Source organism: Streptomyces sp. NPDC058239, assembly GCF_042882185.1.
In the GTDB taxonomy this organism is placed as follows: Bacteria; Actinomycetota; Actinomycetes; order Streptomycetales; family Streptomycetaceae; genus Streptomyces.
This window is the reverse complement of record NZ_JBHVWS010000101.1, coordinates 1-18,288: the sequence shown is the minus strand read 5'-3', so window position 1 is coordinate 18,288 and position 18,288 is coordinate 1. Positions and strand designations below refer to the sequence as shown.

Here is an 18,288-nt window from a genome sequence, read left to right as displayed (position 1 = left end):
TCATCCACAAGATCGGACCCGGCCTCTACGCAGCCACAACCTGGTCACCAACTACCTTGCAATCAGCGGGCGTTCGTTAACTTCCCGGCCTTGGGTCAAGGCCCGCGGCCCACCTGCCCCCTGAAAACGCATGTGGATGCGCGCATCCGTGTGTGCAGGTGTGTCCGCCGTCGACGGGGAGGGTGATGCCGGTGATGACGGCGGCTTCGTCGCCGGCGAGGTAGGCGAAGGGGGGAGGCGACCTCGTCGGCTTGGGCGGCGCGGCGCAGGGGGATGCGGTTCCAGGCGCGATCGAGGAGGGCGTCGTCGTTCATGATGGCGTCGACCCTGTCGGTGATGGCCAGGCCGGGGCAGACGCAGTTGGCGTGTACTTGGAGATCGTCTCATTTGGTTTGATCGGTAGTCTGTGGTGGTGACGATCGTGGAGCGTCTGGTCCGGGACCAGTTGTGGGAACTGTTCGAGCGGGTGGTGCCGTCGGCTCAGGAGTTCTTGGCGCGCTGCTTGGCCCGTCTGGCCAACTGATGTACTCAGTCGCACCTCCCGAGGGATCGTGGTGTGACCGTCAGTGGTAGGTGGCCGGTTCGCATCCGTGGGCTCCAGATCACGGGTTTCTTGGGCAGCGGTATCTGGCCGCGTTGTCACAGGGCCCAGGTGACGAGGGTGCCGGGCATGTCGAGCGGGGCCGTCGAAATATTCCGTGCAGTGCAGGCCGGTGAAAGTGCAGACTCGCTCCATGGTGGACATACAGGCATTTCGGGACGCGGTCGGCAGCTGGGCAGCCGGCGGTCCCGGCGAACCGGCGAGTGATCTGGCTGTGCAACTGGGACTGCGGACGGCGGTGCTGCTGGAAGGACCGAGTGACCTCGCGGCCGTCGAGGCACTGGCTGCACGGCGCGGCCGGGACCTGGCCGCCGAAGGGGTGTGCGTCGTGCCGATGGGCGGGGCGATGAGTATCGGCCGCTACGCCGGTCTTCTCGGGCCACCCGGCCTTGGCCTGCAACTGAGGGGACTGTGCGACGAGGGCGAGCAGCGCTTCTACGACCGCGGTCTGAAGCGGGCCCGGGCGCCGCACCGGGGCTTCTTCGTGTGCGTGGCGGACCTGGAGGACGAGCTCATTCGTGCGCTGGGCACGGCGCGGGTCGAGGAGATCATCCGGGCCGAGGGCGACCTGCGGGCCTGGCAGACCTTCCTGCGTCAGCCCGCACACCACGGTCGGCCCCGGCAGCAGCAGTTGCGGCGCTTCCTCGGCACGAAGAAGGGCCGCAAGATCCGCTACGGCCGTCTCCTGGTGGAGACCCTCGACCACGGACAGGTACCGGCACCGCTCGACGACCTCATCACGTGCCTGTGACCGACGAACGAAAGAGCGGTCACAGCCACTTCGGGCGCTCTGTCCCGCCGTCCGTCCGAGGTGGCCGACTGAAGGGACCACAAGTGGCGCTCAGCCGGCTTGCCGTTTGACGTTTGCCGTTGGCTGTGTCCAGGCCGGCACGCAGTTGTCGTGCTGCTCCATGCCTGGGCAAGGGCAGCTCATCCGAGGGTGAGCACGATGGAGCAGATGACGGCGATGGCCGAGCCTGCGATCAGCCAGATGAGAGCGAGGAGGCGGGTGAGCCGGGCTTCGTGGCCGTACGTCCATGGCGGCGGACCAGGATGCGTCGAGACCCGGCTCTTGCGCTGCTTCTCGACCCGGTCGCGGGCCCAGGCGGCACCGTGCGCGGAGAGGAAGGAAACGCCAAGGCAGATGAAGACAATGCTGACAACGAGCATGACAGGCGCGGCCCCCATCACCAGGGCCTCGGGTAAACGGAAGTACGTCGGCCGTCGCTTCGTGAAGAACAACCGGCTCAACCACGCCGGATACCAGTGGGCCTTCGCCCCCTCACAATGCCTACAGCCGTGAGCCGGCAACCGAGGTGGGCGAGCACGGCGTGCGCGTGGTGTGCGTCCTGCCGGGCTTTGTGGCCACCGAGGGCGCCGTCGAGCACCTCCAGCGGATCGCCGATCGACAGGGCGTCGGCGTGGAGGAGGTACAGCAGCAGGTCGTGGAGCACCTGAATGTGCCGATGGGCCGGCCCGGCGATCCCGAGGACGTGGCAGAGGTGATCGCGTTCCTTGTGCTTCCCTGATGATTGAGGGAGTTCAAGGACTCACAGGGGTGCCGACCGGCTCCGGGCCCGCCTCCGTCCACGCGCTGCCGAAGGCGGGACGTGAAGAGCCGATCCCCAGGGAGACGCCCAACAGCATTGATCCGCAACAGGAGTGAAGCGAGAGGGTCTGTCTGCAGACCGTCGAGGCCCTCGGGGAGTACTCGGAACGGAAATTATCGGTACGCCGATGGCATCACGGCCTGGTGCCGTCCGCACATTTCGGCGGCGTACAGCGCCGATCAATCGTTCGGTCGTTCCTTGGCCGGTTCCGCGGTACCGACGAGCCGCAGGGCAGGGTGCGGGGAAGCTCACTCGCCGAGTTGAGGTGCCGATAGCGAACGGTGAATCAATCGGCATGTAGTTGAACGTGATGCTTGGACCGTGTCCTTCATGGCTATTGGCCGTTTTGGGGTAGAAGAGCAGACGGTTGCGAACACTGGGGTGCACATGACGTCCACTTCCCCTCATGGAGAGCTGATTCGTGTCGGTGTCGTAGGTCTGAGCGCGAGCGGCGGGTGGGCGGCCAGCGCCCATGCGCCGGCGCTGGCCGGGCTCGACGGATACGAGTTGCGGGCGCTGAGCGCCAGCAGCGCCGAATCGGCGCGTGCCGCCGGCGAGAAGTACGCGGTGCCGCTGGCCTTCGACAGCGCAGAGGAGCTTGCCCGCAGTGAGGAAGTCGACCTCGTGGTCGTGACAGTGAAGGTTCCGCACCACCTGGAACTCATCCGACCCGCGCTGGAAGCGGGGAAGATGGTGTTCAGCGAGTGGCCGCTCGGTGCCGACCTCGCGCAGGCCGAGGAACTGGCCGACCTCGCGCAGCGCAGAGGTGTGCTCACAGGAGTCGGCCTGCAGGCCCGGTCGGCTCCGCCGCTTCGGTATCTGCGGGACCTGGTCGCCGACGGCTACGTGGGGCGGGTGCTGTCGACCAGCATGCTCGGCTGGGGCGGGCCCTGGGGCGCCACGTACGACGACGACCATGCGTACCTGCTGGACGTCACGAGCGGCGCCACACTGCTGTCGATCCCCTTCGGGCACTCGGTCGACGCGCTGACCATGGTGCTCGGCGAGTTCCGCGAGGTATCGGCTCACATCGAGAACCTGCGTCCCGAGGTCACCCACGTGACCAGCGGTGCGGTCGCGGCCAAGAGCACCGAGGACCAGATCGCCGTGACCGGTCTGCTCGAATCGGGGGCGGTGGCCGCGATGCACTTCCGCGGCGGCACATCCCGGGCCACCGGGTTCCACTGGGAGATCAACGGCACCCAGGGCGATCTCGTCGTGAAGGCCGACCACGACCTGTGGTGGATGGGGCGGCTGCGGCTGTACGGCGCCCGAGGCGACGACCGCGGCTTGGTCGAACTTCCGGTCCCCGCCCGCTACCAGCGGTCGCTGACACACTGGACCGAGCGATCCGCCGAGCCCGCCTATAACGTCGCCCACGGGTACGCGCTTCTGCGCGACCAGATCACCGGGAGCCTCGCGCCGGACGAGGACGGCGTTCCCGACTTCCGGCACGCCGTCCGGCGGCACGGCATGCTGGAGCGGATCAGAGAAGCGGCACGCACCGGGCGGAAGGTCACACTCGCAGGCCAAGGCGTGTAGGCCCCGAAGCGGGTCAGGTCCTGAGGCCGACCGTTTCGCCTTCGGCGAGGATGAGGCAGGCCGTGGCGGCTGAGGGGCGTTTGCCCCTGGTTCTTGCCCGAGGTGATGACGAGCTGTCCACGGACAGTGGGACATCCGGGTGAGCGGACAGGCCAGATCCTTTCTGGCGGACAGTTGATCTCCTTGTCCGGTATGACAATTCATCGCCCGTGCGGCTCAACGTTCCGGCGACTGGCCTGCGGCTATCGCCGTGGGTGCGTTCTGCGTAGGGTGGACGGGTGCCAGATGATCGGGAACTGCGGCCCCGGCCGATAGCCGAGTGGCGGGACGCCTTCGAGTTCGTGGAACAGGTGCGACTGCGGCCCGGCATGTGGGTTCGTGGCGGCTCGCTGGAAGAGCTGAGCATGATGTTGTTCGGCTACTCAGTCGCCCTGCAGGTCCACGGAGTGGATGAGAGTTTCGCCTTCCATCCCTCCTCCGGACCGTTCGCCTCGTGGCTGAGTCGGGAGTACGGCCTGCCGATGTCCTTGGGCTGGGCCAGCGCGATTGAACGGCATCTTCCCGACGAGCCGCCGCTGGACACGTTCTTCCGCCTGTTCGACGAGTTCCGGCAGCGCATGGCTGGCCGGTTGACCGGAGGCGATGGGACGTTCTGACGGCTGATGGTTGATCACTCATGGCGAAGCCAGCGGGATGACCCCTGACCGCTGGTGGCCTGGGTCAACCGCAGGCTGGAGCCCTCGGTCAGGACGATGTGGGCATGGTGCAGAAGCCGGTCGACGGCGGCGGTGGCCAGGGTCTTGGGCGTGATCGAATCGAATCCTGAGGGGTGCAGGTTCGAGGTGACGATCACCGACCGGCGTTCGTAGGCGGCGTCGATGACTCGGTAGAACGCCTCGGCGGTGGCCTGTCCGGAGGGCAGCATGCCGATGTCGTCGATGATGATGAGGTCGCACCGGGTGATCTTTGCGACGGCCTTGGAGACGGTGTTGTCGACGGTCGCCCGGCCCAGATGGGCGGTGAGCGATTCGAGGGTGAACCAGGAGACCTTCATCCCCTCGTCGATCGCCTTGTTCGCCATGGCCTCGGCGAGATGGCTTTTCCCGGTGCCGGAGGGCCCGGCCACAGCCAGATTCTTCGCGCGACCGATCCATTCCGGCTCGCCTCCACCTGGGCACGAGCTGAGGAAACCGCCAAGGCCGGCTGACCGCCCGAGGCGCGACTCGACGGCCCGCCTCGGGGCGGCCCCGGGAGGCAAAACAGCTCGCCGGGGCCAGCCCTGAGGACTGGTCACTTTCGCCAGAACAGGTGGTGCGTCACCCCGCTCGGGCTGGGAACGACCTCCAGGTGGAACCGGTCGAGCAGCTCATCGGGGGACTCCCAGAGTCGTACTCCGGATCCGAGCTTCACGGGCGAGACCGCCACGTGCATGGTGTCGACGAGGTCGGCGTCGAGAAACTGCCGGATGGTGGTAACCCCGCCGCCGAGTCGGACGTCCTTGCCCTGCGCCGCCTCCCGGGCCTGCTCGAGGACCGTGGCAGGGTCGCCGTCGACGAAGTGGAACGTGGTGTCGGAAAGCGTGAGTGAAGGACGCTTGTGGTGGGTCAGGACGAATACCGGGGTGCGGAACGGGGGCTCGTCACCCCACCAGCCCTGCCACTCATGGTTGCGCCAGGGCCCGCGCTGGGGCCCGAACTTGTTGCGGCCCATGATCTCGGCGCCAATGTTGCGCGCGTAGTCCCGCGTGAGGTAGTCGTCCAGGCCCCGGCTCCCCCCGGGGTCGGTGCGCATGGGCCAGCTCGCCGTGGCACCGGCCCAGGCGAACAGCCTCTCGGGCTCGACATGACCGAATGGCCTCTCAAGGGTCTGGTCCTCACCGGCACCGATCCCGTCACTCGAGATGTTGAAGTTCTGGACTCTCAGTAGCTGAGCCACGTGCTCCTCCTGTGTTGTCGACAACGGTGGTGAGACTTGCCGGGCCGAGAAAAGTCATCGCTGCGCCCGTGACCGGTCAGAAATTGGGTTACCCAGTGTTCCGACCTGTGAGGTTTGCGCGGTTTGGGCAGGCGTCTGTGGTGAGGGAGCGTCCGCCCCTGCGGAGCCTTTCACTATCTCTACTCGGTCACGAGGAGGCTTGAAGGAGCTGTCGCAGACGGCGGGCGGCCCAAGTCGTGTCGTCATTTCTCGGGTTCTGGCTCACTTTCCGTGGAGCAAGCACGCTGAGTGACGGTGACCCGCTCGGCGGACCCTCGGGAAGTTGCCTGGAATTGACCCTTACCGGGTGTGGGCCTACCGACTCGCCACCACCCGCGCCCGAGCCGAACAGGCGCGCCGGCTGATCGACTCACGGGCTTCGCCACTGCCGCGCGGAGCCCCCTTGAGGCCGTCGAAGACAACGGCCTATCGTCAAGACACCTGTGTTCTGACCATCTGGAAGTCTTTATGCCTCGCCGTTCACCAGGCGAGATCAGGGCCGAACAGTCCTCGCGCAGGGCAGCCGGCACCAAGCAAGTCATCACGGGCTTGTCCGCTGCGACAAATCGACAGATCGCACAGTTCGAGGCGCGACACCGGCTGCCCCCGGGGTCCGTCGCCCACGCTTTTCGGGCATGGGCCTTGGCGCTTCATGAGTGGCCACACCATGGATCCAACCGTGGACACGGAACCACGTGCTGGAGAGACATGCATGCCCGAACGCTCCTGGAAGGGGCGGCCGCATCCATGCGACGGAAGGCGCGTCGCGAGTTCCTCACGACGGTCGCGCCTCTGGACGACCGATTCCTGGCGCGGACACTGCAAGATCCCTTCGCGCCTGCCTTCGAGCCATGGTGGAAGCGCCGGCTCAGATGACGACCTACGTCCAGACGCCACCCGACAGCGCCGGTGAGCTCAGGTATTGCTGCTTCGCATCAATATTTTCAGCCTCTCAGAACCGGGACCGCTGCTGAGATTCATCAACATCTGCTCTTCCATCTGACCTGTGAAGCCAGGCACAACCTGAGCGAGGCCGCCGAGCGGTGCGTCGCAGCCCACAGCGGGTGCCTGTGGGTCCTGACGCCAGATCCAGCCCAGTCCGTCCCCGAGCCGAAGAAGTTCGAAGATCCGTCCGGCTCGCCCCGGCCTACCGGACATGGTTTCGCCGACCACACCCGCGCCAAGCATGCGTCCGTCCACGAACCACTGGCCGCAGGGTTGCGCGAAATTGGCAAGCCCCCCGCCCGCCCTCTGTGCTACCCGACCCGCGCCCTCCGCCACTCCACTTCCTCGGCAGCCATCGGGGCCTGGACGCTGTACACGTCGCCGACCCGCAGATTGTCCGGCGTGCTGTACTCGCCGTAGGTGCCTATGACGGAGAGGGCCACATGGGAATCGGGCTGCCAGAAAGTACGGAAATACGGGGCGTGCGCCGGGATTTCCGGGATCTCCAACAAGGGGACACCGCGCCGCTCCAGTAGGCGTTGCAGCTTTTTGAACCGAAGCCTGGGAGTGAACCGCCCGTACCGGGCGCGAAGCGCGTCGTTGACGAGGGTGCGGTCCCGGTACGCGAGACGGTGCACCTGCAGGGTGAAGTGGTGGCCCGACCAGGGGTGGTCGGCGGAAGCGCGGTCCCAGTAGAACTCGGCGAGGCCATAGTCACGGCACATGCTGTGGTCGCCGAAGGCGTTCTCCCCGAAGTCCGACCCAAGGACCTTGGTGACGTGGTCGGGAGCATCCGCGGGGCCCACGCCGAGCAAGGTGCCGGTGGTGACGACGTCCACGTAGAACGCCAGGGAGTGCGGAGTCAAAGGCTGATCCTCGATGCGGTGTGATCCAGCGTGATGTGGGGATCGTCCCCACCAGGGGTGTGCACCACCCGGGCCCACCTGCATGGGAACCGCCGGGGCCCGGTCGACCCGGCGAAAACCCTACTCCACCCCGGCCGCTTCACCGCTCCGAGAACCTCCAGGACCCATGCCTCGCACGTCGCCAACTTGTCTCGCCCTTTCCGCGCACCGAAGTGTGCCAGGGGTGAAGCCGTAGATGCGCGGCGCCGGAATCCGTGCTCGGCCGTTGAATCGGTTGACTGCTTCGGCTTATGAGGGTGCGGAGGGTGGCCGCGTCCGGTGAGGACGCGGGCACCCTCTGGGGCGCCGCGCTGGAACGCGGTGATGCCCGGTCCCTGTTCCATGGTGCAGCCACGACGCCAGGGAGACCTCGGGTACGAGTACCCGAGGCAGCGTTGCCAGGAGGGTGTCATCGCGTGCGTGCCTTCGGCAACGCCGGATGGACGGAAACGAATGAAAGAAATGGTTTCATTCTCCTGACCTGCGGCCTCCTGGTAACCGGCTGCCGGCTCGTCCACCCGTTCGCCCGCATCGTGGACCCGCGCTCTGGACGTTCGTGAATCAACGCCCTTGCCCGACGGGCCTCGCATTGTGATGGCCGGGTTGCCGGTGAGAGGATCGCCGCAGGTTGACGGACCAGACCTGGAAGTCCCCGTCAGCTGTCACGGTGCAGCCCAAGTCCACGCCCTGAACAGGGTCCTGACACGACATCAGTTGGAGACATGCATGCGTTCATCGCTCTTCCCGCAGTCCCCGTCCAACGCCTCCCCGGGCGCGCTGACGCCCGGCGAAGTGATCACCATCCTCGTCGTCATCCTCGTAGCAGGAGCCCTCGCCCTGGCCGGCCTGCCGATGTTCGGCGCTCTTGAGTTCATCGCAGGCGCCCTCTACGTCGCCGTCAGTTCGCTGAAGGCGATACGCACGACGACAGCGCCGTCGCCCGAGGCAGTCTGACCCACCTATGGGACGGCGCGAGAACGCCGTCGCCGCAGAAACCCGGCAGTCCGAAGCGCTCGCGCTGTGGCTACGTGCCCAGCGCGAGCGCCGAGGCGTCACCTACGCGGCGATGGCCAAACTGATCGGAAACCGGTTCACCGCGTCCATGCTCTCGCGCGGCGCCAGCGGGAAAGTCCCCTCCCGCAAACTCGTCGAAGCCTACGCACGCGCCTGCGACGCCGACCCCGCAGAAGCGATCCGCCTGTGGAAAGCCGCCCGCCGCTCCGAGGAAGAACTCCGGCGTCGCGAAGAGACCACCACAGAGTTTCAGGACCTCGCCACCTCGGTGCGCTCCGCACTCACTCACCCGGAACTGATCGAGACCTTCGGCCAGCTACGCCGGGCGATGATCCAGGTCCGTGCTCGGGAAGGCCAGCCGTCTCTGGGCTACTTGCAATCCGAGGCCGGGCGCACCGCTGATGGCCGGCACTTCCGGCTTCCGAAAAGCAGCCTGAGCGCTGTCCTGCGAGGGGAAGCGGTCCCCTCCCGCGAGCACGTCACCGCGTTCATGGAAGCCCTCGGCGCTTCCCCCCGCAAAGTCGGACCGTGGGAACGAGCCTGGGACCGGATCGCGCGAACCCACGCCCGCCAGCCTCCGGCTGTGGTCGAGATCCGCGTCGTGGACGGCCCCGAGGCCGTGCCACCCCAACCCCCCGTCCTACTGATGACCGCAGCCGCGAACGGCCCCGACTACGACTACCTTCGTGACCAAGTGGTGAGCGACTACATGAACACCGACACGCCCCGTATCTGGAAGGGCCCGCAGCGTCCCCACCCGCCAGCAGGCCAGACTCGTTCCGGCCTGCCCATCCGGATCCCGCGACGCTACGAACGCCCGGCCCACCGCCTCCAGCCTCACAAAAAACCCAGCCCAACCAGCGCCACACCCGTCCTTGCTGCGCCTGGCCGCCCACGCTCGGCCGCTTCCCAGGCCCTGGAGAGGACCCTTCAACTACGCCTGCTCCGCGACGCGTAGCCCTGGCGGTTCAGCCGTAAGCCCGGTCAGCGAAAAGCGCCCGAGCCAAGATTCCAGGGGCGGATGCCCTGCCCTTACTGAACTGCCACGACCACAGAGCTGCAGTCCGTCGTGCCCGCCGCTGCGACGCGCACGTTCACCAAGGGCAAGGCAGGCGCCGCCCTGAAGGAGAGGGACCGGACTGTGCGTGAGTGCCGCATTCGACACCAACACCTAACCCACCGGAGTCCGTAGCGGCCTGCCGAATCTGGTGGATGGGCCGCTTTGCGGTGCTGGAGAGTGCTCTATCCGATGGCCTCTCCTCTCCCGCCGCCTTTATCCCATGGGTTTCGGGAGGCCCGGACCAAGACTGCGATGTGCGGTGTCATGCCAGCCTTCCTGTCACGGCGTGGGGAGAAGAGGGGCCGACCACGGCACCGGAGACGGGCTCCGACGCCGGGCGGCGGGGAACGCGCAGACACGCGGGGCGTGGGGCGGACTCCGCCGCAGCCGTCAGCGCCGCCCGAGCCACTGCGTGAGCGTCTCGTGACCCGGGTGGGCCGTTGTCCGGGGCAGCAGCGACCGCTCCCCGACCACGGCGCCGAAGAACGGAGCGCGCGCGGCGGTGACCACGCCCCGCAGGTCGCCGCGGGCGGCCAGCAGCTTCGCGGCGAGTTCGTCGAGCGGGAACTCCTCGGGCCCGGCGATCTCCAGGGCGCCGAACATCGGCAACTCCACTGCGACATGGGCGAGTTCGGCCGCGACATGGTCCGTCGACACCGGGCGTATCTGCACGGGCGCGACGTGCACGCCGTCCGTGTGCGCGGTCGAGCGGGACAGGGCGTCCACGGAATCGAAGAACGGCGTGGCGCGACGAGGGAGTGCGGGATCGGCGAGCGCCGGGCCCGCTCCTCCTGGACTGCCTTCGCACGGAAGCAGCCCCGCTGTACCCGGTCGGTACCCACGACGGACAGCGCCACACAGTGTTCGACGCCTGCGGAGGCGGCGGCCCGCAGCAGGTTGGCGGTCGACGTGCCGAAGAACTCCACGCCCGTCGCCTCCGCGCGGGAGGGCGCGTCGGTGACGTCCACGATCACGTCGGCGCCCCGCAAGGCCCCGGCGAGCCCCTGCCCCGTGATGACATCGACACCCTCGCGGCGTGAGACGGGTACGACTTCCACACCGTGGTCCCGGAGCCCGGCGACAGTCCTGGAACCGATCAGGCCTGTGGCCCCTGCAACAACGACTCTCATCTGGGTCTCTTCCCATCGCGGGTCGGTGACCCCACGGATGCGTTCGTGACGGCGACGTCAGCTGCTCACAACACCTGGAACAGCGTTTGCACCGCTGTTGTGACACCGCCGGATGAACTTGACCGTGGACCGCCCTACCTGTCACAGATCCACACGCCGGCCGGTCAACACTGATGAACGGTCATGGGGCCGCGACCGGGCACCCGACGGGGCACCCCGCCCATGACATGGCGACCCAAGGAAGGTGCACACAGTGTCAGACAACCACGCAGCGCACATGCACGGAGCCGGCGACCAGGCGGCGTCGGAGAGCTGGATGACCGCGGCGCAAGTGCTGCAGGACGCCGCGCCGCTGACGATTCCCGAAGGCGCATCGGCGATGACCATTCAGGTCGAGTGGGAGCCAGGCGACCCGGGAACCCCGCCGCACCGCCACTCCGGGCCCGCCTTCGGATACGTCATCGAGGGCGCGGTCCGTTTCGAACTCGAGGGCGAGCCCGAGCAGGTGGTGGAAGCCGGCGGAACGTTCTGGGAGCCGGGCGGTGACGTGATCCACTACCAGGACGGCAATGCGCTGACCGATGCCCGGACCCGGTTCGTCGTGACCATGATGTGCGCGCCGGGAAAGCCCATGCTCGAACTCGTCGACAAGGAGGAGCTGGAACAGCGCGCCCATCTACGCGCCCCGCGGCCGACCGCCTGACCTGCAACGTGCGAACTCGTCGGCTTCAGACGGAGCCCTGCCGCACCGTAGGAGGGCGCGACAAGGCATGAGTGCCACCGACATCGTGTACGGCATGCTGACCACGCTGTTCGTGGCTGCGGCAGTGCACGGGCTACGGCACGCTGTACTGTCGGCCGGCTCTGGATGGCGCAGCCGAGTCGACCATCTCCTGCACGCCGCCATGGCCACAGTCATGGCGGCGATGCCTTGGGGGAAGGCCCTGCCGGAGGCAGGGCTCACGCTCTTCTTCGCAGCCGCCACGGTGTGGTTCCCACTGACGGCCGTCCGCCACCGCGAGAAGCCCGCAGTGGCCGAGGCCGCCAGGAGGTTGGCCTACGCGGTGGGTATGTCCGCGATGGTCTGGAGGCCACACTCAACGGCGGGCCCGTCGCACTCCAACCAGTCCGGAGGAACCGCGACGGCGCACCAGGCCGCACCTTGCCCCTCCCACCTCCAAGCCCGCCGCAGCCGAGCCTCGCACGAGGGTTGGCTTGGAGAAGTCGAAGGGCTCGACCTCACCCTCACCTTCCTCCAGCAGAAGCGCGAACAGACCCAGAGGCTGACACGCTTCGAGCCCGTCAACCTCGGCATGCCGGGCGTCCGGCCTGGGGGGCCGTCATGAGCCCCTCGGCATACCCAGGTACTGCTCGGAGTTCTCTGAACCGGTCTGGGTGATGACAGCGCGGGGCCGCTTCCGCAAGTGCTACGGACCGACCAGCAGAGTGGCCAACTCGCCTCGATTGGTCGACGGATGCAGGTCACTGACTTGGCCGTCACCGACTTCGACGACTCGCCACACTCCATCCGAGCGGAGGGCCACGTCGGTTGTGACGAACCGGCATCCCAGGCGCTGCACCGCAGGCCCGATATGGTCAAGGTCGGGCACCAGCCCACGCTCGAAGGGGCTATCCGGGTGGGGCGTGAGCAGCCTAGGTTCACCATCCAGCCACCACACGCGCACTTCAGCCGCAACGGACTCCGGCTTCGAGAACGGCTCGAAGCTGCGCAGAACGACCCCACCAGCAAGGACCTCCTCCTGCAGGTCCACGAAGCGCTGCACGACCCGTGTCAGCCCCACCGCGTCGGCAAGATCGGGAATGAAGCACGCCTGCTCCCACTCGTGCTTGCGGGATTTGACGTAGTCCTTCACGATTCCCGAGCCCGGCAGCAACGGCTCGGCGAGAACAGCCAGGTCTTCGGCGGCCAAGATCTCACCGGGCTTGGTGGGACGCCACACGCTCGCGGGCGTGATGTCGACGAACATCGGATACCAGCCAGGCAGTTCGTGAGCGGCCCGGTATTGCTCTGGAGCGACGAGCAACGCGGTGCCGCGTCGGCTCAGCGCCTCAGCCAACGCGGTGTATCGATCGCCCGGAATCATCCAGCCCCGGTACCAGGCACTCCCCAGCCCAGCCGGAACGTGTGCAACAGCCTGCTGTGCGTCACCCTGCAGCAACGCATCGTGGTCGACCAACCCGACCACCCCGCCACAGGCGCGCACCTCCTGTGCTTCCTGCGCGAAGTGTTCGTCCACGCGTCGAGGATTCAACGGATCACGGCAGTACAGGACAGGCATCGGCATGACTGACACGCTACGGAACCTCAAGAGCCTCGGGCCACTGGTTTGGTGCTGCCAGGCGCGGCGACTTGCAATGTGCAGAGAAGGTTCCTGCAAGCCGTGGGCGTCCCCTGGGACCGGGCCACCCGGGCCGAAGCCCGGGACTTCAGCCGCTGGATTCAGCTGACGGTCAAGCCGAGCAGAGGCAAGACCTCGAGGCGCCGATCGGGACAGGTCGGCCACGCCTCGAACCCCGTGACCGGCAAGCCACCGACCGGGCCCGGCTATGCCCCGGCCACCGTCGCGCACAGCGAGACAGTGCAGGAGACGCTGCGACGGCTGATGGCACCGCCATTCCTCCCAGCTGCAAACGGCACCCGAGCCGGACGCCGCCGCGCAGTGACCAAGCTGCTGCGCTGGCTGTCGAGCCTGCCAGGAGATACCTGGCAGCAGCGATGGACGGCCACCGGGGCGGAAGACCTCCCCGGTGCCAGCTGGTTGGATCTCCCACTGCGGTGGCTGCGCGAGCACGGACCCTCGCCGTCACATGACCGCGAGGACCTGGCCTCCGGGCTGCTCATGCTGATCCGCGGAGACGTCATCCGTCCCGGCCTGCCGTGGATGCTCACCCGCACGCACCGGTATCTCGCCTCCGTGATGGCCGAGGTCCGAGACCCTGACGGGTTCGCGCGCCTGCACAAGCTGGCCGCATCAGGGCCGGCGAGCTCGGGCAAGGACGCCCAGATCGCCGCCACACGGATCGCGACCCTGCTGGCCTGCAAAGGCGGAGGGATCAACAACATCACCGTCGGCGACTGTGTGGAACTCGTCGATGCCCAGCGCCGGGTGCATGCCCGCGGCGGGCAGAAGAAGGCCGACTTCTACCTGCGGCTGCGGGCCCTTGGCGTCCTCCCCGAGGACGCCCCGGCCACGATCCGCGCCTTCGGGCTCGCCCTGGGCCCGGACGGTGTGACCGCGCTGAAGGCCAGGGCTGCGGCGGACGCCGCGCCTATGGGTATACGCGTGATGGGGCGCATGAGTCTCCCTGTTTGACGCCATCGAATGCCGTGGTGCGGCTGCGGCCTGGCAGAGGTGGGGAGGGCATAGGGGCGCCCGCGCGTGACGTGTTCCCGCATGTCGGGTTTCCGTCAGGCGGTCACGACAGGGTGCCGGTCATAGCCAGCCCGCGCGGGCGGCGTGCCAGCCGAGCTGCAGGCGGGAATCCGCTCCCGCAAGGTCCATCAGGCGGCGCGTCCGCCGCTCCACGGTCCGAATGGAGACGCCGAGCTGCGAAGCCGTACGCCGGTCGGAGACCCCCGCCAACAGCAGTGCCAGAACTTCGAGTTCGCCCTCGGTCGGCCACTGCTCCGCTGCCGCCTGCACCCGTACACCCGTGGTAGTGGGGTACAGCGGCCGGGCCTGGTCCCATTCCTTCTCGAACAGGTGCACCAGGGCGGTGAGCAGGCCGCTGCGGTGCACCACGATGGCACTCGGCTCACCACAAGGACCGGCCATCTCCAGCGGCACCATGGCGCGCTCCCGGTCCGATACGACCATCTTCAGTGGCAAGGTCTCGACCAGGCGGAGTTCCAGCCCTGCTGTGATGGCCGCCCGCATGTCCGGTGCCACCTCGTGCCCGCCGAGGTAGTCCTTGGTGGCCACGACCCGGAATTCGACCCCGCGGTCCAGCGCGGAACTCTCCGCCATGTCGGTGTCCTCGCGCGGCACCGCGGTCGGCGCGCCTACAAGGAACACGAGCAACTCCCGTTGCGCGCCGAGCTGCAGCTGGTGGAACCGGTGGGCGACCTGCTCCACGCCGACGACCACCTCCACGACACTGCCCGCGGGGTGTGCGGCGGCGCTCCGGTACTGCTCGGTGAGCATCGAGAAGGCGGTCTCGGCCCGCTGCAGCGCGTTGCGCTGTTCGACGAGGAGCGGGGCGAGGGCCACGGACGGTGGCGTGAGCCGGTACTGGGTGGCGGGTCCGCCGTCGGCTCGCCGGTTGGCCGAGTCGGGTGTCTCGCCGACTGCCTCGGACACCACCGCGACCAGTCCGCGTGCCGCCAGGTCGCGCAGGACGCGGGCGATCTCGGCTCGCCCCAGCCCGGTCTGCCCGGCGAGGTCCTGCGCAGAGGCGGACGGCCGGGGCAGCAGAGCGGTGTAGACGGCCTCTTCGGCTGGGCTCAGCCCCAGTGCCTGCAGCATCCAGTTCCCCCTCGGGGGGAACTCTATCCCCGCCGCCCGGTGCGCCTTGCGCCGGCCCGCATTGTCTGCAGCCTGGAGAGGCGCGGCAGTCTGGCGAGGCGCGGTCGCCCCGTGGTCGGGGCCTGCCTACGGTGAGGGAGAAATGCGCCATCTGTCCGGGAGGTCCCGTGCTCCGTACGCATACGAAGAAGCCGAGGCGTTCGGTCGAGGCCATCGCACCGCCGAGCGAGGCCGAAGTGGTGGTCGTCGTCGCCTCGGTGACCCTGCTGGTGATGATTCTGGGGGCTCTGTCGGAGTCCCCGGTGTGGCTTCTTGGACTGCTCGTGTTCCTTCCGGGGGCGGCGTCAGCACTGTGCACCGTTCGCCAGACGAAGTTCGTGTTCGCCTGGACCGGGCTCGTCGTCATCGTCACCATGCTGGTCCGTCAGGGGGACGGGCGGCCGTGGCTGGACAGGATCCTCATGGTCCTGCTCACCCTCGTCCTGGGCGCGGCCTCCGTCTACGCGTGCCACCGCCGCATCAGCCGTGAGCAGGAGATGCTGCGACTGCGCTCCACTGCGGCCGCGATGCAGCGCCACATCCTGCGCCTCCTGCCCATGCTCACTGACGACGTCCTGGTGAATGGCGTGTACGAGCCGGTACAGGAGGACCGTCTGGTCGGCGGAGACATCTACGACGTCGTCGACTCACCGTGGGGGACCCGGGTGCTTATCGGAGACGTCCAGGGGAAGGGACTCCCGGCGGTCGGCGCCGCATTCGCTGTCATCGGTGCCTTCCGTGCGACGGCCCACCGGGAGCCCACTCTGCCCGCGCTTGTCGATGCCCTGGACGCCTCCGTCGTACGGCACAACTCCTATGCCGCGCAGACCGGCGACGACGAACGGTTCGTCACCGCGCTCATCCTCAACATCGATGCGGGTGCGGAGGCGCGGGCCATCAACTGCGGTCACGTCCTGCCACAGGTGCTACAGGACGCCACCGTTACGACGCCGGCCCTCACGTCCGGCGTCCCCCTCGGTCTCGCCGAACTCGCAGACGAACCCGCGACGGTCGACTGGTTCGTCTTCCCGCCCGGCGCGACCCTGCTCCTGACCACGGACGGACTCACCGAGACCCGCGTCGCGGACGGTGCGTTCTACCCCCTCGCCGAAAGCCTCACCCGGCGTGTGTCGCTCTCGCCCACCGAGTTGCCGCGTGCGCTCTACGACGACGCGCGTGCGTTCGCCGGGGGCGGCGGCCAGCACGACGACGTGGCGGTACTGACTGTGCGACGGTCACCGAACCGCTGAGAGGCCGTTCGTTGTACACGGGAAGCCCCGCGCACGGCAGAGTTGTCCTTCGGTCTGCTCTGCCCGGAGCGCCGGACACCCGAGGAGAACGCCGAGGCGGAGGTGCAGGCGGCCACGCTCGACTACGTCAACGCGGCGCCGGACGACGGGGGCTGGTCGCCGGCCGCCCCGGTCGCCGGCCGGCACACCGTGACTGCGATGGGGCGACCCTGCGCTGGCTCGGCTTCGGCCCGGTACTCACAGGCCGGAAGGACCGGCGGCCACTCGTCCCGCTACCGGACGCTCTGCCAAACGTGCAGCGCCGGTGGTTGCCGGCCGGACGCCGAGCACCTTCGTCATCGAGGTGAAGGAACGGTCAGGGCCGGAGAAGCAGGTCGCGGGCAAAGCGGATGCCTGGCGTCCGCCGCGAGCCGTTCGCCAGGCATCCTCGCCCTTCTCGGCACACATCCAGCCCTGAATCCCTCACGCCCAAGGCCACCGATCTGGACGAGGACGAGATCGAGCGGGCCGTCCAGCTCACCGACACCATGGCCATGGACGACATCAGCACCTTCCGGGACCAGTACCGTGATGCCTTGGAGGGGTTGATCGAGGCGAAGTCGGAGGGAAAGGAGCTCACGGAGCCGGCCGAGGGCGAGGAGCGGGCGCCCGGGAAGGTCATGGACCTGATGGCCGCTCTGAACGCCTCGGTCAAGGCGGCCAAGGAAGGGCGCGGTGAGCACAGCGGGGGCGCGACCGTGCACGAGATGCGGCCCAGCAGGAAGACGACTGCGAACGTACTGCTCGTACGCGGCGCGGGTGTTTGCTCCGCGTCCGTCATGTCCGTCGGATGACGCGGCTGCCGGGACCCGTTGTCCGCGGCGATTCCGAACCGGTGAGGCAGACAGTCACACTCCAGCGTGACTGAACTGGACTGCCCGCCCATCAACACGGAACACTGCGGCAGCAGGGTCTCCTGATGTTGCTCGGTGATTCGACACCAGCGGGCTGCTCAGGAGGCCCTGCTCGTATGCACCGAGTACCCCGCGACCACCCAGTCGGGACTCCCGTTCGATCGACAAACCCCAGGATCGGTACGACAACAGCTACTACGACGTCGTCACAACTCCGATACGTCGGCGCGGGCGAGGCGCAGCCGGCTGAGCTGGAGCAACGGCAGGCGGCCGGCGCTGAGGGTCGGGAAGTGTGAGGCTGAACCGCAGCCTTCCGTCGGGCGGCGTGTTGTCACCGAACCACGTCAGGATGTAGCCGCTGACCGCCGCGGCGAACGCCACCGACGTGTCCTTGGTCAGCTTCGTGGGGGACCCGAGGACGGGCCTTGACCCCGGATCTTGAACACGTCTATGCGGCTCGGGTCAGGGTAGTTGATGTTGTTTGGAAGGTGTTCTCGTAAGCGATCGGGGAGCGTTGTCCGAGGCGGGAGTGCCGGCGTCGGGTGTTGTATCGGGTCAGCCAGCGGAAGGCGTCGAGTCGGGCCTCACGCTCGCTCGACCAGTCCTTTCGGCCTTTCAACGTCTCTCTTTTAAAGCTGGCGTTGAACGATTCGGCGGCGGCGTTGTCCGCGCTGGACCCGACCGCGCTCATACTCTGCCGCACCCCGGCTGACCTGCAGACTTCAGCGAAGATTCGACTCGTATATTGGCCGGATTCAACCGGTCGTTGCAACACCAGCTTGTTGAAGCAACTGTAGCTGCTCGTTGAACGCCTCGGCGGGCGTCTTCCAACCGAGCG

At 67.8% G+C, this 18,288-nt stretch carries 16 protein-coding genes and 5 pseudogenes; 12 read left to right on the top strand and 9 right to left on the bottom strand.

Going from position 1 to position 18,288, the window contains the following annotated elements:
- Nucleotides 1–734: 734 nt before the first annotated feature.
- Nucleotides 735–1,352 (top strand): TOPRIM nucleotidyl transferase/hydrolase domain-containing protein, encoded by a 618-nt coding sequence (locus tag ACFVYE_RS46100; protein ID WP_383977977.1) that lies wholly within the window; start codon nucleotides 735–737, stop codon nucleotides 1,350–1,352.
- A 179-nt stretch (nucleotides 1,353–1,531) separates the two neighbouring features.
- Here the strand turns inward: ACFVYE_RS46100 and ACFVYE_RS46095 are convergent, their stop codons facing one another.
- Nucleotides 1,532–1,771 (bottom strand): hypothetical protein, encoded by a 240-nt coding sequence (locus ACFVYE_RS46095; protein WP_383977980.1) that lies wholly within the window; start codon nucleotides 1,769–1,771, stop codon nucleotides 1,532–1,534.
- Between ACFVYE_RS46095 and ACFVYE_RS46090 the strand changes: the two are divergent.
- The 4 genes and pseudogenes from ACFVYE_RS46090 to ACFVYE_RS46075 all read left to right on the top strand — a co-directional run.
- Nucleotides 1,767–1,889 (top strand): annotated as a pseudogene (locus ACFVYE_RS46090) (IS110 family transposase); the annotation flags it as partial. The gene ACFVYE_RS46095 and the pseudogene ACFVYE_RS46090 sit on opposite strands and share 5 nt — an antisense overlap.
- Nucleotides 1,888–2,118: pseudogene (locus tag ACFVYE_RS46085) on the top strand (SDR family oxidoreductase); the annotation flags it as partial. The pseudogenes ACFVYE_RS46090 and ACFVYE_RS46085, both read left to right, overlap by 2 nt.
- A 480-nt stretch (nucleotides 2,119–2,598) precedes the next feature.
- Nucleotides 2,599–3,753: a Gfo/Idh/MocA family protein gene (locus ACFVYE_RS46080; protein WP_389609537.1), complete on the top strand. Its 1,155-nt coding sequence runs from the start codon at nucleotides 2,599–2,601 to the stop codon at nucleotides 3,751–3,753.
- Between the two features lie 341 nt (nucleotides 3,754–4,094).
- Nucleotides 4,095–4,409: a hypothetical protein gene (locus ACFVYE_RS46075; RefSeq protein WP_383977986.1), complete on the top strand. Its 315-nt coding sequence runs from the start codon at nucleotides 4,095–4,097 to the stop codon at nucleotides 4,407–4,409.
- A 14-nt stretch (nucleotides 4,410–4,423) separates the two neighbouring features.
- On the opposite strand, the gene ACFVYE_RS46070 is transcribed toward ACFVYE_RS46075, so the two are convergent.
- The 3 genes from ACFVYE_RS46070 to ACFVYE_RS46060 all read right to left on the bottom strand — a co-directional run bounded on the left by ACFVYE_RS46070 (nucleotide 4,424) and on the right by ACFVYE_RS46060 (nucleotide 7,538).
- Entirely contained in the window at nucleotides 4,424–5,047 is a 624-nt protein-coding gene (locus ACFVYE_RS46070) for an ATP-binding protein (RefSeq protein WP_383977989.1), read from the bottom strand.
- Nucleotides 5,044–5,688, bottom strand: coding sequence for a dihydrofolate reductase family protein (locus ACFVYE_RS46065; protein ID WP_389609534.1), 645 nt, complete (start codon nucleotides 5,686–5,688; stop codon nucleotides 5,044–5,046). Before ACFVYE_RS46065 ends, ACFVYE_RS46070 begins: the two co-directional genes overlap by 4 nt.
- Before the next feature lie 1,295 nt (nucleotides 5,689–6,983).
- A complete protein-coding gene (locus ACFVYE_RS46060; protein ID WP_389609533.1) occupies nucleotides 6,984–7,538 on the bottom strand; it encodes a hypothetical protein in 555 nt (184 codons plus the stop codon).
- A gap of 765 nt (nucleotides 7,539–8,303) precedes the next feature.
- On the opposite strand from ACFVYE_RS46060, the gene ACFVYE_RS46055 reads away from it, so the two are divergent.
- Nucleotides 8,304–8,531 carry a hypothetical protein gene (locus ACFVYE_RS46055; protein ID WP_389609531.1) on the top strand — a complete coding sequence of 76 codons (228 nt, stop codon included), beginning with the start codon at nucleotides 8,304–8,306 and terminating at the stop codon, nucleotides 8,529–8,531.
- A 7-nt stretch (nucleotides 8,532–8,538) separates the two neighbouring features.
- Nucleotides 8,539–9,549 (top strand): helix-turn-helix domain-containing protein, encoded by a 1,011-nt coding sequence (locus tag ACFVYE_RS46050; protein WP_389609529.1) that lies wholly within the window; start codon nucleotides 8,539–8,541, stop codon nucleotides 9,547–9,549.
- A gap of 492 nt (nucleotides 9,550–10,041) precedes the next feature.
- On the opposite strand, the gene ACFVYE_RS46045 is transcribed toward ACFVYE_RS46050, so the two are convergent.
- Complete coding sequence (locus ACFVYE_RS46045; RefSeq protein WP_389609540.1) at nucleotides 10,042–10,377, bottom strand: hypothetical protein; 336 nt, start codon at nucleotides 10,375–10,377, stop codon at nucleotides 10,042–10,044.
- A 179-nt stretch (nucleotides 10,378–10,556) separates the two neighbouring features.
- Nucleotides 10,557–10,781 (bottom strand): annotated as a pseudogene (locus ACFVYE_RS46040) (NAD-dependent epimerase/dehydratase family protein); the annotation flags it as partial.
- 253 nt (nucleotides 10,782–11,034) lie between these two features.
- Between ACFVYE_RS46040 and ACFVYE_RS46035 the strand changes: the two are divergent.
- Nucleotides 11,035–11,484, top strand: coding sequence for a cupin domain-containing protein (locus ACFVYE_RS46035; protein ID WP_389609527.1), 450 nt, complete (start codon nucleotides 11,035–11,037; stop codon nucleotides 11,482–11,484).
- A 67-nt stretch (nucleotides 11,485–11,551) separates the two neighbouring features.
- Nucleotides 11,552–12,127 carry a DUF5134 domain-containing protein gene (locus tag ACFVYE_RS46030; protein WP_383977144.1) on the top strand — a complete coding sequence of 192 codons (576 nt, stop codon included), beginning with the start codon at nucleotides 11,552–11,554 and terminating at the stop codon, nucleotides 12,125–12,127.
- 81 nt (nucleotides 12,128–12,208) lie between these two features.
- Here ACFVYE_RS46030 and ACFVYE_RS46025 read toward each other — a convergent pair whose 3' ends face one another.
- Nucleotides 12,209–13,087, bottom strand: a complete 879-nt coding sequence (locus ACFVYE_RS46025) for an ATP-grasp domain-containing protein (protein WP_383977141.1) — start codon at nucleotides 13,085–13,087, stop codon at nucleotides 12,209–12,211.
- Nucleotides 13,088–13,183: 96 nt separating this feature from the next.
- Between ACFVYE_RS46025 and ACFVYE_RS46020 the strand changes: the two genes are divergently transcribed.
- A complete protein-coding gene (locus tag ACFVYE_RS46020) occupies nucleotides 13,184–14,116 on the top strand; it encodes a hypothetical protein (RefSeq protein ID WP_383977139.1) in 933 nt (310 codons plus the stop codon).
- A 120-nt stretch (nucleotides 14,117–14,236) separates the two neighbouring features.
- Here the strand turns inward: ACFVYE_RS46020 and ACFVYE_RS46015 are convergent, their stop codons facing one another.
- Nucleotides 14,237–15,268 carry a helix-turn-helix domain-containing protein gene (locus tag ACFVYE_RS46015; RefSeq protein WP_383977136.1) on the bottom strand — a complete coding sequence of 344 codons (1,032 nt, stop codon included), beginning with the start codon at nucleotides 15,266–15,268 and terminating at the stop codon, nucleotides 14,237–14,239.
- A 167-nt stretch (nucleotides 15,269–15,435) separates the two neighbouring features.
- Between ACFVYE_RS46015 and ACFVYE_RS46010 the strand changes: the two genes are divergently transcribed.
- Both ACFVYE_RS46010 and ACFVYE_RS46005 read left to right on the top strand, forming a co-directional pair.
- Nucleotides 15,436–16,557: a PP2C family protein-serine/threonine phosphatase gene (locus tag ACFVYE_RS46010; RefSeq protein ID WP_389609524.1), complete on the top strand. Its 1,122-nt coding sequence runs from the start codon at nucleotides 15,436–15,438 to the stop codon at nucleotides 16,555–16,557.
- Between the two features lie 449 nt (nucleotides 16,558–17,006).
- Nucleotides 17,007–17,390 (top strand): annotated as a pseudogene (locus tag ACFVYE_RS46005) (Ku protein); the annotation flags it as partial.
- A gap of 508 nt (nucleotides 17,391–17,898) precedes the next feature.
- Here ACFVYE_RS46005 and ACFVYE_RS46000 read toward each other — a convergent pair.
- Nucleotides 17,899–18,198 (bottom strand): annotated as a pseudogene (locus tag ACFVYE_RS46000) (integrase core domain-containing protein); the annotation flags it as partial.
- Nucleotides 18,199–18,288: the final 90 nt, after the last annotated feature.

What these genes read in the sequence shown, in the direction of transcription:
- ACFVYE_RS46100 (WP_383977977.1), top strand. Translation starts at nt 735, where the DNA reads ATGGTGGACATACAGGCATTTCGGGACGCGGTCGGCAGCTGGGCAGCC.
- ACFVYE_RS46095 (WP_383977980.1), bottom strand. Translation starts at nt 1,771, where the DNA reads ATGCTCGTTGTCAGCATTGTCTTCATCTGCCTTGGCGTTTCCTTCCTC.
- ACFVYE_RS46080 (WP_389609537.1), top strand. Translation starts at nt 2,599, where the DNA reads ATGACGTCCACTTCCCCTCATGGAGAGCTGATTCGTGTCGGTGTCGTA.
- ACFVYE_RS46055 (WP_389609531.1), top strand. Translation starts at nt 8,304, where the DNA reads ATGCGTTCATCGCTCTTCCCGCAGTCCCCGTCCAACGCCTCCCCGGGC.
- ACFVYE_RS46050 (WP_389609529.1), top strand. Translation starts at nt 8,539, where the DNA reads ATGGGACGGCGCGAGAACGCCGTCGCCGCAGAAACCCGGCAGTCCGAA.
- ACFVYE_RS46030 (WP_383977144.1), top strand. Translation starts at nt 11,552, where the DNA reads ATGAGTGCCACCGACATCGTGTACGGCATGCTGACCACGCTGTTCGTG.
- ACFVYE_RS46025 (WP_383977141.1), bottom strand. Translation starts at nt 13,087, where the DNA reads ATGCCGATGCCTGTCCTGTACTGCCGTGATCCGTTGAATCCTCGACGC.
- ACFVYE_RS46015 (WP_383977136.1), bottom strand. Translation starts at nt 15,268, where the DNA reads ATGCTGCAGGCACTGGGGCTGAGCCCAGCCGAAGAGGCCGTCTACACC.